12 protein-coding genes are annotated in these 12,562 nt (G+C 76.8%); 5 read left to right on the top strand and 7 right to left on the bottom strand.

What is annotated here, in order from left to right; all coding sequences use genetic code 11:
* The first annotated feature begins 127 nt into the window (after window positions 1–127).
* Together QSK52_RS30770 and QSK52_RS30765 are read left to right on the top strand one after the other, a co-directional pair.
* On the top strand, window positions 128–1,300 hold the full coding sequence (locus QSK52_RS30770; RefSeq protein ID WP_285739494.1) for a sensor histidine kinase: 1,173 nt from the start codon (window positions 128–130) through the stop codon (window positions 1,298–1,300).
* Complete coding sequence (locus QSK52_RS30765) at window positions 1,297–1,944, top strand: response regulator (RefSeq protein WP_285739493.1); 648 nt, start codon at window positions 1,297–1,299, stop codon at window positions 1,942–1,944. Before QSK52_RS30770 ends, QSK52_RS30765 begins: the two co-directional genes overlap by 4 nt.
* 25 nt (window positions 1,945–1,969) lie before the next feature.
* Here QSK52_RS30765 and QSK52_RS30760 read toward each other — a convergent pair whose 3' ends face one another.
* A complete protein-coding gene (locus QSK52_RS30760) occupies window positions 1,970–4,081 on the bottom strand; it encodes an MMPL family transporter (RefSeq protein WP_285739492.1) in 2,112 nt (703 codons plus the stop codon).
* 200 nt (window positions 4,082–4,281) lie between these two features.
* Here QSK52_RS30760 and QSK52_RS30755 point away from each other — a divergent pair, with 200 nt between their 5' ends.
* Window positions 4,282–4,689, top strand: a complete 408-nt coding sequence (locus QSK52_RS30755; RefSeq protein ID WP_285739491.1) for a MarR family winged helix-turn-helix transcriptional regulator — start codon at window positions 4,282–4,284, stop codon at window positions 4,687–4,689.
* Window positions 4,690–4,757: 68 nt separating this feature from the next.
* Here the strand turns inward: QSK52_RS30755 and QSK52_RS30750 are convergent, their stop codons facing one another.
* A complete protein-coding gene (locus tag QSK52_RS30750; protein WP_285739490.1) occupies window positions 4,758–4,982 on the bottom strand; it encodes a hypothetical protein in 225 nt (74 codons plus the stop codon).
* 105 nt (window positions 4,983–5,087) lie between these two features.
* The gene (locus tag QSK52_RS30745; protein WP_285739489.1) at window positions 5,088–6,449 is read right to left on the bottom strand and encodes a glycosyltransferase; all 1,362 of its coding nucleotides are present in this window, start codon (window positions 6,447–6,449) and stop codon (window positions 5,088–5,090) included.
* Window positions 6,450–6,628: 179 nt separating this feature from the next.
* Between QSK52_RS30745 and QSK52_RS30740 the strand changes: the two genes are divergently transcribed.
* Entirely contained in the window at window positions 6,629–8,752 is a 2,124-nt protein-coding gene (locus QSK52_RS30740) for a glycosyltransferase family 4 protein (RefSeq protein WP_285739488.1), read from the top strand.
* Window positions 8,753–8,948: 196 nt separating this feature from the next.
* On the opposite strand, the gene QSK52_RS30735 is transcribed toward QSK52_RS30740, so the two are convergent.
* Genes QSK52_RS30735 through QSK52_RS30725 form a run of 3 tightly spaced genes read right to left on the bottom strand, consistent with a single transcriptional unit; the run spans window position 8,949 to window position 10,161 of the window.
* The gene (locus QSK52_RS30735) at window positions 8,949–9,170 is read right to left on the bottom strand and encodes a hypothetical protein (protein ID WP_285739487.1); all 222 of its coding nucleotides are present in this window, start codon (window positions 9,168–9,170) and stop codon (window positions 8,949–8,951) included.
* The gene (locus tag QSK52_RS30730) at window positions 9,167–9,610 is read right to left on the bottom strand and encodes a DUF6228 family protein (protein ID WP_285739486.1); all 444 of its coding nucleotides are present in this window, start codon (window positions 9,608–9,610) and stop codon (window positions 9,167–9,169) included. Before QSK52_RS30730 ends, QSK52_RS30735 begins: the two co-directional genes overlap by 4 nt.
* Window positions 9,607–10,161 (bottom strand): TetR/AcrR family transcriptional regulator, encoded by a 555-nt coding sequence (locus tag QSK52_RS30725; protein ID WP_285739485.1) that lies wholly within the window; start codon window positions 10,159–10,161, stop codon window positions 9,607–9,609. Before QSK52_RS30725 ends, QSK52_RS30730 begins: the two co-directional genes overlap by 4 nt.
* 179 nt (window positions 10,162–10,340) lie before the next feature.
* Between QSK52_RS30725 and QSK52_RS30720 the strand changes: the two genes are divergently transcribed.
* Complete coding sequence (locus QSK52_RS30720; RefSeq protein WP_285739484.1) at window positions 10,341–11,216, top strand: NAD(P)H-binding protein; 876 nt, start codon at window positions 10,341–10,343, stop codon at window positions 11,214–11,216.
* A 53-nt stretch (window positions 11,217–11,269) separates the two neighbouring features.
* Here the strand turns inward: QSK52_RS30720 and QSK52_RS30715 are convergent, their stop codons facing one another.
* The gene (locus QSK52_RS30715; RefSeq protein ID WP_285739483.1) at window positions 11,270–12,547 is read right to left on the bottom strand and encodes an MFS transporter; all 1,278 of its coding nucleotides are present in this window, start codon (window positions 12,545–12,547) and stop codon (window positions 11,270–11,272) included.
* Window positions 12,548–12,562 lie beyond the last annotated feature (15 nt).

The following is a 12,562-nucleotide window of genomic DNA, read 5'->3' as shown; positions in this document are numbered from 1 at the left end:
GACGCTATGGATGCCCCTTCGGCCATGGGTCGGCCGATCTGCGACCCCCTCCACCGACGAAAGTAGGGGGGCGCCCACGACCGGCGGCGGAGGGCCCCGCCCGGGGCCGGTGCCTACCATCGGCAGCATGAGCGGAGAGCGGACCCGGCCCTGGGCGACGTACGGACGCCGCGGCCTGGTCGTCCTGCTGACGGCCGGCGCCGTGCAGAACGGCGCGGCGGTCGCGGGCGGGGACTACGCGACGGCCCGGACCGTCCTGGCGGTGCTGTGCGGGGCGGCCCTGCTCGTGCCGCGCTCGCCCTGGTTCCTCGCGCCCGTCCTGACCGTGGTGGCGACCGGCCTGTGGGGCTGGACGATGCTGCCGCTGCTGCTGGTGGCACTGTTCGACCTGGCGTCCCGGCGCCGGGGGCGGGAGGCGGTGGCCTGCTGCCTGGTGGTGCTGGCGGCGAACGCCGCCGCCCCGGCGGCGGTGTCGCTGTGGCGGCCGCAGGCGTACGGCGCGGCGCTGTTCCTGCTGCTGGCGCTGGTGGGCGGCCTGTGGCAGGGCAACCGGCGGCGGCTGGTGGCCTCGCTGCACACCGAGGTGGAGCACCTGCGGGTGGAGCGCGAGCTGCGCGAGGCGGCGGCCCGGGCGGCCGAGCGGTCCCGGATCGCCGCCGAGATGCACGACGTCCTCGCGCATCGGCTCAGCCTGATCGCCCTGCACGCCGGGGTGCTGGCCGCCCGCACCGGGAGCGTGCCGGAGCCGGTCGCCGACCGCCTGGCGCTGCTGCGCACCACCGCCACGGAGGCGCTGACCGACCTGCGCGACGTGCTGGGCGCCCTGCACGACGGCACCGGTGACGAGGAGGGCGGGGGCGCCAGGACCCCGGTCCTGCGCGACGTGCACGAGCTGGTCGAGCAGGCCCGGGAGGCCGGACAACCGGTCGAGGTCAGCGTCGCGGGCGACCCGCAGCGGGCTCCGGCCGCCCACCGGCTGGCGCTCTACCGGATCGTCCAGGAGGGGCTGACGAACGCGCGCAAGCACGCGGCCGGAGCGCCGGTGCGACTGCGCCTCGACTACGGACCGCCCGCCACCGTGGTGGAGCTGGTGAACGGCCCGGGCCGCCCCGCCCCGGGTACGGACCTCTCCGCGCCCGCCTCCGGCTTCGGCCTGGTGGGCCTCGGCGAGCGGGTGCACGCCTTGGGCGGCCACCTGGACGCGGGGCCGAACGGCAGCGGCTCCTGGCGGCTCGCGGCCCGCCTCCCCCACCCCTCGTATCCCTCGCACCCCGAGCAGAACGGCGGTCCCCGCCCGTGATCCGCACCATGATCGTCGACGACGACGCCCTCGTCCGCCTCGGGCTGGCCGACCTGCTGGACGGCGACGACGGCATCGAGCTGGTCGCCCAGGCCGCCGACGGCCTCCAGGCGGTCGAGCTCGCCACCGCGCACCGGATCGACGTCGCCCTGGTCGACGTGCGGATGCCCCGGCTGGACGGCATTGCCGCGACCGCCCGCCTGCGCGCCCTCCCGCACCCGCCGAGGGTGATCACGCTGACCACCTTCGACCTCGACGAGTACGTGTACGACGCGCTGGCCGCCGGGGCCGACGGCTTCCTGCTCAAGGACACCGACCCCGCCGAGATCCTCCGGGCGGTCCACCTGGTCGCCGCCGGGTCCGCCATGCTGCACCCGGCCGCCGCCCGGCGCGTGATCGACCGCTACCACCACACCGGCGGCCCCGGCGCGGCCGCCGCACGCACCCGGATCGAGGCCCTGACCCCGCGCGAGCACGACGTGCTGTCCCGGCTCGCCCGCGGCGACGCCAACGCCGAGATCGCCGCCGCCCTCGGCATGCGGGAGAGCACCGTGAAGGCGCACGTCAGCCGCATCCTCACCGCCCTGGGGGTCACCAACCGGGTCCAGGCGGCGCTGCTGGCCCGCGACCCCGGGCTGGGCTGAGCCGGGCGGCGGCGCTCGACGTCCGCTACTCCGGGAGGCGCGCCTGCTGACGGCCCCCTGCGGTCTCGGGCCGCCCCGGCCACCAGAAGCGCCGCCCGGTGAGCAGGACCAGGGCCGGGACGAGGACGGTGCGCACCAGGAGGGTGTCGAGCAGGACGCCGATGCCGACGATGATGCCGATCTGGGTGAGCGTGATGAGGGGCAGGACGCCGAGGACGGCGAAGACCGCGGCGAGCAGGATGCCCGCGCTGGTGATGACGCCTCCGGTCGAGGCGAGGGCGCGCAGGACGGCGCGGCGGGTGTCGTGGCCGGCGACGGTGTCCTCGCGGGTGCGGGCGATCAGGAAGATGTTGTAGTCGACGCCGAGCGCGACGAGGAAGAGGAACGACAGCAGGGGGACGTTGGTGTCCGTGGCGGGGAAGTCGTAGAACGTGCGGAAGACCGTCCAACTCGCGCCCAGGGCGGCGAAGTAGGAGAGGATCACGGTCGCGACCAGCAGGAGCGGCGCCACGAGCGCGCGCAGCAGGGCGATCAGGACGACGAGGACGATCGCGAGGACGAGGGGGACGACGACGCGGGTGTCGTGGGCGTTGGCGCGCGCGGTGTCGTACGCCTCCGCGGTGGTGCCTCCGACGAGGGCGCCGGAGTCGGCCTGGGCGACGCGCTGGCGCAGCTGGTCGATGGTGCGGTCGGAGGCGGCGGTCCCGGGGGCGGAGTCGAGGACCACCTCGGCGCGCGCCCAGCGGTCGGTGCCGCCGCCCGGGGTGACGGAGGAGACGCCGGGGACCTGGCGGGCGGCCTCGGCCACCCGGTCGCCCGTGGCCGTACCGGAGAGCAGGGTCAGGGGGTCGACGGCGCCCGCGGGCTGGACCGCGGCGAGGGTGCGCTGTCCGAGCACGGCTTCGGGGGTCTTCCGGAACGAGTCCTCCTGCGGGAGGCCCGTCCGGAGGCCGAGTGCTCCGGAGGCGAGGACCAGCAGGACGGCGGTCCCGGCGACGGCGACCTGGGCGGGCCGCTTGGCGACGCCTTGGCCGATGCGCGACCAGACGCCGCGCCGGTCCGCGGCCACCGGGTCGCCGACCTTGGGGACCAGTGGCCAGAACAGCCACCGGCCGGGCAGGACGAGGGCGGCGGGCAGGACGAGCAGGCCGAACAGCATGGCGGTCAGGATGCCGACGGCGCCGGCGAAGCCGAGCCCGCGGTTGCCGGTGAGTTCGGCCGCGAGCAGCGTGAGGAGGCTGAGCACGACGGTGGTGCCGCTGGCCAGGACGGCGGGGGCGGTGCCGCGCCAGGCCCGTGCCATGGCCGTGAACCGGTCCTCGGTGAGGTGGAGTTCGTCGCGGTAGCGGGAGACGAGCAGCAGCGCGTAGTCCGTGCCGGCGCCGAACACGAGCACGGAGAGGATCCCCGCGGCGGAGGCGTCGACCTCGACGCCGACGTGCGGGGCGAGGGCGCCGACCAGGATGCCGGCCGTGCGGTCGCCGACGCCGACGACGACCAGCGGCACCAGCCAGAGGACGGGGCTGCGGTAGGTGACCAGCAGGAGCACCGCGACGACCGAGGCGGTGGCGATCAGGAGGGTGCTGTCGGCGCCCGCGAAGACCTTGGTCACGTCGGCGCGGAAGGCGGGCCCGCCGGTCACCTGGGCCTGGAGGGGCGCGGCGAGGTCCGCGGACGCGGTCTGGCGGATGCGGTCGACGGCGGTGGTGTTCTCGTCGTCGCCCGCGCCGGTGGGCAGCAGGACCGCCACGGTGGCCACCTTGTCCTCGACCACCTGCGGGCGGGCGACCTCGGGCGCCAGGCCGAGGGTGGCGAGCGACGCCGACCGCTGGGAGACGAGTTCCTGCTGCGCGGCGGTGAGCGGGCTCCCGTCGGTGTTGCTGAAGACCACGATCGCGGGGGCGACGGCTCCGGCGGGGAACGACTTGACGATCTCGGCGACCTTCGCGGACTGCGAGGAGGCCGGCAGCGAGGCGCCGGTGGCCTCCGTGGTGGTGGCGTCCGAGGGCCCCAGGGCGAAGACGGCGCCGAGGCCGAGGACGGTGAGCAGCAGGACGAGCCACGCGACGGTCCGGGGCCGCCGCGGCCCCGTGGTGCGAGCGGTGTGCGGGACGGACCGGCTCGTACGGCCGGCCATGTGTGGGGACACGGAACGCACCCTCTAAAGTCGTTAAGTAGCTTAGCGATTTCTACCGTGTCAGAATTGCCCCCATGGCGCAACACCACTCCTTCGGAGCCGGTCCCGACTCGGATGGCCGACCCGACGGGGCCGATCGACCCGGCGGCGAACCGAGCGGCGCACCGAGGGGCGACGAGCTCTCGGAAGCGCTGCGGGAGGTGCTGACGCTCACTCAACTGGCGCGCGCCGCGCTCGCCGAGCGCCTGCACATGCCGCTGACCAACGTCGAGGCGGTCGAGCACGTGGTCATCGCCAGGGGCGCCGGTGCCCCCATCGGGCCGGTGGAGCTCTCCCGGCGGCTGGGGGTGACCAGCGCCGCCGCGACGCAGTCGGTGAACCGGCTGGTGTCGGAGGGCCACCTGACCCGCAGCCCCCACCCCGGCGACCGCCGCCGCCAGGTCCTGGACGTCACGGAGAGCGGCTTCGAGCACGTCATGGGCGAGCTCGCCCCGCTCCTCGGGCTGCTCCTCGACGCCTCGGCGGACCTGGACGACACCGAGCGGGCGGGCGCCCGGCGGTACCTGGAGAACGTGGCGGCCGCGTACCGCCGCTACCTGGACCAGTAGGACGGGCCCGGGTCCGGTGCCCCGCGCACCGGACCCGGGCCGCATCCCGGCCCCTCACCGCCCGCCGGTCAGTCCCGGTCCTCGTACTGCGCGAGGGCCAGGCCGAGGCCGAAGAAGGTCGGCGCCCACTCGCCGACGAAGATGCCCCACCGGTCGGCCCGTTCGACGCCCGCCTGCTCGGCCTTCATCGACACCACCCAGCTCAGCAGGGACAGCCCCACCGAGCCGAGCGCGGCCGCGTAGGCGTGCTCACTGGTGACACCGGCCTCGTGCAGCTTGCGAACGATCGCCATGGCGCTCACTCCTCGTTCCGTCGGGCCCCCGCTGACCAGCGTGCACACGCCCGCGCCCCGACCGGGAGTCGCATCGATTGCGCACCCGTGGTGCGCGCGGCAGGGCTACGACGCCGCGAAGGCGCGGGGAGCGTTCCGCATGGCGCGGACGAGCCGGTCGGCCGCGTGGTGCGGGCCCGCGGCCAGGGCCTCGGCGCGCCAGGCTCCGGTGCCGGGCCCGCCGGTCGTCAGCAGGTCCCGCAGGGCCGCGCCCGCGGTCGCGGCGTCGAGGGTGTTCGGGTCGCGCGCGAGGCCGAGGCCCGCGCGTTCGAGGTCGTGGGCGATGGCGAACTGGTCGCTGGAGAAGGGCAGGACGAGCGCCGGGACGCCTGCCACCAGGCACTCCGTGAAGGAGTTGTTGCCGCCGTGGTGGACCATCACGGCGGTGTGCGCCAGGAGCGCCTGCTGGGGGACGGACGCGGCGACGTGCAGGCGTTCCGGCGGTGCCGCGGCCAGCTGCGGATCGTGCGCGAGCTCCTCGGTGCGGCCGCCCGCCGCGACGATCACCGAGGCGTCCGTGCGGTCGAGCGCGGCCCGCGCGACCGTGCGCAGGACGTCGTGGCGGGCCGACAGGAAGGTGCCGAAGGCGACCAGGACCAGCGGGCGTCCGCCTGCGGTCAGGCGGGCGACGACGGCCCGCCAGTGCGCGTCGAGCCCGACCGGACGCGGCGTGCAGTGCCCGGCGTAGACGGGCACCGGGCCGGGCGGGGCGGGTGGGAGCCACGGCAGGGGCGGGTAGTTGAACACCAGGGCGTGCGGCGAGCACAGGGCGAAGGCCCGCTCGGGCCGGGGCCGCCCGGGCGCGTGGCGCCCGGCCACGCGCTGGAAGGCCTCGGTGAAGGCCGCGTCGTTCGCGGCCACCGCGTCCCGCAGTCGCGCGAGGGCGTCCGGCTCGGGGCGTACCGCCTCGGGCCAGGCGTGGGGCAGGCCGAAGAACGCCTCCGGGCCGGCGGGGAGGTAGCTGGGGTGGCCGGGGCAGAACGTGGCGTAGGGCAGGTCCAGGCAGTGCGCGGCCAGGGTGACGGGGTAGCTCAGCTGGTCCACCAGGTACCAGTCGGGACGTAGCTTCCGGTCGAGGCCGCGGACCTCCGCCAGGATCCGGTCGGGGTCGGCGAGCATGTCGTCCCGCCGGTGGCGCGCCTGGGTGAGCAGCGTCGCGACGGCGCCGTCGCGCGTGGCGTCCAGGAACTCCCGGAGCCGCCGGGCCTCGTCGTCCGCCTGCTCCGTCCGCTCGGCGACGCCGTGGTTGGCGTTGCGGGTGACGGTGAGTTCGGCGAAGTCGAGACCGTGCTCCTCGGCCAGGCCGGCGAAGGCCGGTGCGCAGGCCAGCGTGACGTCGGCCCCGGTGTCGCGCAGCGCGGCGCCCAGGACGGCCAGGGGCGCGGCGTGCGAGCGGAAGGGCGGGCTGATGACGACGACTCGGGGCACGGGATCCTCCGTTGACGACCCGCTCCCGGCCGTCGCCGGTGACGGCCGGGAGCGAGTGGCGGCTCCCCTCGATGGTGGGCCACGCGGCGCCCGTCCGCGCGACGCCCGGCCGATCGATCCGGTCGGGGCCCCCGCTCCGAAACACGCCCGGCAGCGCCACCGACGAAGGGCTCTCCCCGATGCCGCGCGACACCTCCGCTCCGGGCGACGACACCACCGCAGCGGCCCCTGCGGTCCCCGACGCGGTGGCTCGGTGGCGCCGCCACTGGTGGGCCCCCGCCTCGCCCGCGCCCGGGGGCGACGACCTGCTGTCCCTGCTGGCCCGGGCCGAGTACGGCTACGGCGCGGAGCGCCGCGGGGCGCACGCACTCGCTCCGGAGGACCACCGGACCGCGCAGTTGCGCAGGGCGGCGCGTGCCGACGCCCCGCGGGATCCCTTTGCGCTGGTGACCGCGGCCCGTGGCGGTCCGATGCTGCGCAGCGCCCTCGCCGAGGCGTGGGCGGTCACCGTCACCGCGGGGCACCGGGACCGTGCGGGCGCGGCCTTGCGGAGCAGGCTGCTGCTGCCCGTCACCGGGACGGAGGCCGCCTGCCTGCTGGACCTGGCCGAGGCGCACGGCCTGCTGCCGCTCACCGCCGCCGAGTGCGCCCCCCGCGCACGCAGCGGGGACCGGTGGGAGCGGCACGCGGCCCTGCGCTACCTCTCCGGTGTCCCGGGGGGCCGCGACGTACTGCCAGGACGGCCCTTCACCTCGGATCCGTACGAGTCGCTGCTGCTGTCGGCGGCCTGGGACCGGGCGCAGCCGGGCGCGCTGCCGGGCACCGGTTTCCGCCGGACCGTCCGGGGCCTGCCCGCCCGGCCCGCCACCGGGCTGGTCGTGGCCCAGTCGATGACGACGGGACGGCTGGGCGAGCCCGGTGTCGGCCTCAGCGGAGGAACGGGCGTGCTGCTCGCCGGGGTCGGTGACGCCATGGCGGCGACCCGGGAGGTGGCCCGGGTCCTCACCGTCGTCCTGGCCGACCCCTCGCGGCTGCGCCGCGGCCGTCCGCTGGTCGAACGGATCGGCTCCGGTCACTGGGCGCTGCACGTTCCGGTGCCCGGCGACGGGCAGGTCGACCCGGCCGCGGCGCTGTACCTGCGTCCCGCCGTCGCCTGGTGGACCGCCCGCCTCCTGGGGCTTCCCGGGGCCGCTCCGGACGTGGTGCACGCCCGCTTCGCGGACGACTGCTCGCTGGCCGTGGCCGACGCCGCGCGACGGTGCGGCTCCCGCTTCGTGTTCACCGTCGCCCCCGATCCGCACCGCACCATGGCCGAACGGCACCGGGGCGTGCCGCGGACCTCGCGGAGCGAACCGGCGGCGGCCCTGCGCCTGGACCTGCACCGGATCTTCGTCGGTGACCGCCTCGTCGCCCGCTCCGACCTGCTGGTCACCATCCCCGGACGCACCGGCGCCGACGACCTGTCCGCGCACTTCCCGCAGTTGGGCACCGCGGCGCGCACCCGACGCACCGCCTCCGCCCCGGAGGGGATCCCGGCGTTCGCCCCGCGCGCGGACGACGAGCAGGTCGCCGTCGCCCTCGTGGACCGGCTCTTCCGGGACGGTGCCCGCCCCGACGGCGTCGACACCGCCGCACGCGGCCTGCGCCTGATCCTCAACGTCGGCCGCCTGCACCCGGTCAAGCAGCAGGACCGGCTGGTGGAGGCCTGGCTCGAAGCGGGCCTGCACCGGTCGACGACGATGCTCCTGATCGGCGGGTCGGCCACCGGCACGGCCACACCCGTCGAGGAGGAGATGCGGGCCAGGATCGCCAAACTCCTCTCCGGCCACCCGGAAGCGCGCCGGCGCATCGCCCTGTGGCCCGCCCTGCCCAACCACGAGGTCCGGGTCCTCGAAAGGGCCCTGGCCTCCGGCGACCGGACGGGCCGCGTGCTGTACGTGTGTCCCAGCGCGAAGGAGGAGTTCGGCCTGGCCGTGCTGGAGGCGATGGACTCCGGCCTCCCCGTGGCCGGCCCGCAGCGCGGGGGCGTCCCCCACTACGTCCGCGACGGCGTCAACGGGTTCCTGCTGGCCACGGACTCCGTCCCCGCCCTCGCGCAGCGGCTGACCGAGCTGGTCGGCCTCCCCGACGACGCACTCGCCCGCGTCGCGGAAGCGGGCCGCCGGAGCGTGGCGAGCCGCTTCTCCGCACCGGCGATGGCGCAGTCCCTGGCGACCGCGTACCACCGGCTCGTGGCTTCGACGGCGCCTCGGCGCCGGTCCTCCCGGGGGCCCGCCCGGCCGGTCGTGCGGGGAAACGGCTGACGGGCGCCGAGGCCGCCGACCCCTCTCGTACGACGCGGCGCCGCGCGCCCGGCCCGAACGGCGCCCACCGCCCGCCGCAAGTCCCGTCGAGGTGCTCCACCTCCGTCCGGTGCAGGCGCCGCGGCGGCTGCACGACCGGGAGGTGGACCGTGCGGCCGACGGAACGTGGACGGTGCCGACCCGCGCCGTTCCACCCCTACTCCCCCGCCCCCAGCACGGTCCGGCGCACCAGCACCCGGCACTCCCGCGACCGGCGCCCGTCCGCCTCCCGCCCGCACAGCGGCTGGACCAGCACGTCATCGGCCGTCACGCCCGCCGCGTCGATCCCCCGCTCCCGGAGCCACCCCGCCACGGTCTCGGCCACCGGCGGCCGCCCCTCCCCCGCCTCGCACCGTCCGAGCTCCACCCAGCCGTTCACCCTCGCTCCCCGCCGTCCAGGAACGCCGCCACCTCGGCGGCCAGGGCGGCGAGTTGCTCCCCGGCCTCCAGCCAGGTGGTCGCCTCGGCCCGCCAACCGCCGTCGGCGGCGCGCCAGGGCCGCAGCGCCCAGGCCAGGCCGACGTGGCCGCCGGAGCGGAACACCGCGCGGAGCGCCAGGTCGCCGTCGGCGTTGCGCCACTCCCGTTCGCCCTCCCAGCCCCGGAAGTCCGCGGCCAGGGCGGCCAGGAAGCCCGCGAGCCCGACGTCCGGCGCCAGGTCGACCGCCTCGGTCAGCCGGGCCGCCAGGCCGGGGGCCCGCAGCTGCACCGCGAACCGCACCACGCTGTCCTCCTCCTGACGGTCGTTCAGCAGGACGCCGACCGCCCCGTTCCGCCCGCAGCGCACCTCCACGCCGCGGCCCCCGGCCTCCCCGCTCATCCGGCGATCATCCCGGCCAGCGCGAGGTCGAGCAGCCGGTCGGCCTGGGCGGGGGTGTCGTGCGCGCGGGCCCAGGCGGCGGCGTTCATCAGGGTGAACACGTCGGCGCCGGTGGTGTCGCCGCGCAGGGCGCCCGCGGCGCGGGCCCGGTCGACCAGGCGTTCGCTGATCGCCGTCAACCGGTGGCAGGAGTCCTGGAGTTCGTCGGCCCGGGCGGCCAGCGCGGCGGCCAGGCCCTGGTAGGCGGCGGCGTGCCGGACGACGGCGCGGACCCAGTCGGCCAACGCCCGGGCCGGGTCGGGGTGTTGGGCGAGGGCGTCGCCGTGCGCGAACAGCTCCCGGTTGCGGGCGTCCAGCAGGGCGGCGATCAGGGCGGTCCGGGTCGGGAAGTGGCCGTACAGGGTGCCGATCGCGACCCCGGCCCGGCGGGCGACGCCCTCCAGCGAGGCGTCGGTGCCCTGGTCGCGGAAGACCGCGTCGGCCTCGGCGAGCAGCCGTTCGCGGTTGCGCAGCGCGTCGGCGCGCGGGCGGCGGGGGGCGGCTCCGGTCACGGCAACTCCCTTTCCGGGCCGGGCCCTTGCGCCCGGCCGACAAGTCGAGGCATCCTCGACTTGTGTCGAAGTCGAGGCAACCTCAGTTTAACCGGGGCGCCCCCGCCCCTCCACCGCTCACCGCCCGCCCCGCACCGCCCACCGCCCACCGCCCACCGCCCAGACAGGGAGAACCCGCCGTGATCCTGCTGACCGGAGCCACCGGCTCGATCGGCCGCCACCTGGTCCGCCGACTCGCCGCCCGGGGGGCCGAGTTCCGCGCCCTGGTCCGCGACGAGGCCAAGGGCCGGGCCCTGGGCTGCGCGTACGCCGTCGGCGACTTCGACGAGCCGGCCTCGCTGACCGCCGCCTTCGCGGGCGTGGACCGGCTGTTCCTCGGCGGCCCCGGCGCGCTGCCGGTGGACGGCGAGCAGCCGATGGTCCGGCAGTTCACCGCCGCGATCGAGGCGGCCGCCGCGGCGGGCGTCGAACGGGTGGTGAAGGTCTCGGTGTGGCACGCCGCGCCCGACAGCCTGCTGGCCCAGGGCGCGCACGGCGTACTGGACCGCCGCCTGGCCGACGCGCTCCCCGGCTGGACGCTGCTGCAGCCTTCGGGCTTCCTGCAGAACCTGCTCCTCCCGGGGGCGTTCACCCCGGACGGGCGGCTGGTCGGCCGCTACGGCGACGCGCCCGTCTCGCACCTGGACACCCGGGACGTCGCCGAGTGCGCGGAGGTCCTGCTGACGGGACCGCCGCGTCCGGGCGAGTCCTTCGTCCTGACCGGCCCGCAGGCCCTCACCGACCGGGAGTTGGCCGACCGCGTCGCCCGCGCGCTGCACCGCCCGGTCGGTCTGCTCCCCCTCGCCCCGGACGAGACCGCCGCCGCGCTGACCGCCCGGGGCGCCCCGCCCGCCTTCGCCGCCGACCTGGCCGCGCTGCTGCGCGAGGTCGCCGCGGGCTCGCTGGCCGGGGTGACCACCGCAGTCCCCACCCTGCTCGGCCGCCCGGCCCGCACCGTCGACGACTTCCTCGCCGACCACCTCCCGGCCCTGCGCACGGCCGTCGGCCACCCGTGAACCGGCCGACTCCCCTCCCCGCGCCGGGCCGCGCGCCCGCCCGGTCCGCCCGCTCAGCCGCCGAGTTCCCGGGACCGTCCGGCCCACCGGACCACGAGCGGCACGGCCAGGCCGGCCGCGACGAAGACGCCGCCCATGACCAGCCAGCCGGGGGCGCCCCAGCCCAGGCAGAGCAGGCCGAGCAGGCCCGGGGCGACGGTGTAGCACAGGCCCGTGCCGATGCCGAACACGCCGGAGTACTGCCCCTGCGCGTGCGCGGGGGCCAGCCGGAAGCGCAGCTCCAGCGACCCGGCCGCGTGCCACAGCGAACCCGCCGTGTGGACGGCGACCCCGACGGCCACGGCCGCCGCGGCGGCCGGACCCGGCAGGGCCGGGGCGGTCGCGATGACCGCCATGCCGACCAGGAACGCCAGCCCCGCGCGCCGGGTGGCCCGACCGGCGGCCCGGCCGCCCTCGGTCCCGCGACTGGTGCGGACCTGTAGGAGGACCACCATCACGGTGTTGACGGCGAGCGCGACGCCGACGAACCAGCGGGGTGCGTGGGTGTGCAGGACCACCCACAGCGGCAGGGCGTAGGTGATCACCTCGCCCTGGATCCACAGGACGCCGTCCAGCACGACGAACGCCACGTACGGCCCGTCCCGGAGCGCGAGCCACCGATCCGTCCCGGTCGGTGCGGGCAGCGGCTCCAGCGCGGGCAGCCGGAGCACGACGGCCGCGCAGCCGACGAAGGTCAGGGCGTCGGCGACGACGAGCGCGCGGTAGGCGGCGCCGGAGTCGAGCTGGATCACCGCACCGGCGGCCAGCGCGCCGAAGGTGCTGGCCAGGAAGGCGGTCGCGCGCAGGTAGGAGCGGAACCTCGGCACCTCGTCGCCGCCGAACCGGCGGATCATCGGGCCGCGCGCTGCACCCCCCGAGGCACCGGCCAGGTCGGTCACCGCCATGGACACCGTGAACGCCACGAACGAGTGGGCGAACAGCAGCGACAGCACGGAGACGGTCTGGACCAGCAGGGTGACCAGGAAGACCCCGCGCGGGCCGCGGCGGTCGGCGAGGTGCCCGACGGGCGGCCCGGCGAGCAGGCCGACCACTCCCGCGATCCCGAGGGCGAGGCCGACCTGTCCGATCGTCAGGCCGACCACCTTCAGGGCGTACAGCGGCGCCGTCGCCAGGAAGGCCACGGTGCCGAGCTGGTTGACGAACCCGCCGAGCGCCAGCCCGCGCCGGGGGCCGGGCTCCGGGAGCAGCCCCCGGCGCACCGGCCAGGGCCTGCGGTCCGGGGCGGTGTCCTCCTGACGGTCGTCGGGGGACAGCGTGCCGGTCGAACTCACCTGGGGCTCCTGGAC

The organism is Kitasatospora phosalacinea (assembly GCF_030268885.1).
Taxonomy (GTDB): Bacteria; Actinomycetota; Actinomycetes; order Streptomycetales; family Streptomycetaceae; genus Kitasatospora; species Kitasatospora phosalacinea_C.
The sequence above is the reverse complement of the archived record's forward strand: the minus strand, read 5'-3'. Positions and strand labels throughout refer to the sequence as shown.

Bases quoted from the DNA above. Each gene is read 5' to 3' on its own strand.
- QSK52_RS30770 (WP_285739494.1), top strand. From the start codon at position 128: ATGAGCGGAGAGCGGACCCGGCCCTGGGCGACGTACGGACGCCGCGGC.
- QSK52_RS30760 (WP_285739492.1), bottom strand. From the start codon at position 4,081: ATGGCCGGCCGTACGAGCCGGTCCGTCCCGCACACCGCTCGCACCACG.
- QSK52_RS30750 (WP_285739490.1), bottom strand. From the start codon at position 4,982: ATGGCGATCGTTCGCAAGCTGCACGAGGCCGGTGTCACCAGTGAGCAC.
- QSK52_RS30740 (WP_285739488.1), top strand. From the start codon at position 6,629: ATGCCGCGCGACACCTCCGCTCCGGGCGACGACACCACCGCAGCGGCC.
- QSK52_RS30730 (WP_285739486.1), bottom strand. From the start codon at position 9,610: ATGAGCGGGGAGGCCGGGGGCCGCGGCGTGGAGGTGCGCTGCGGGCGG.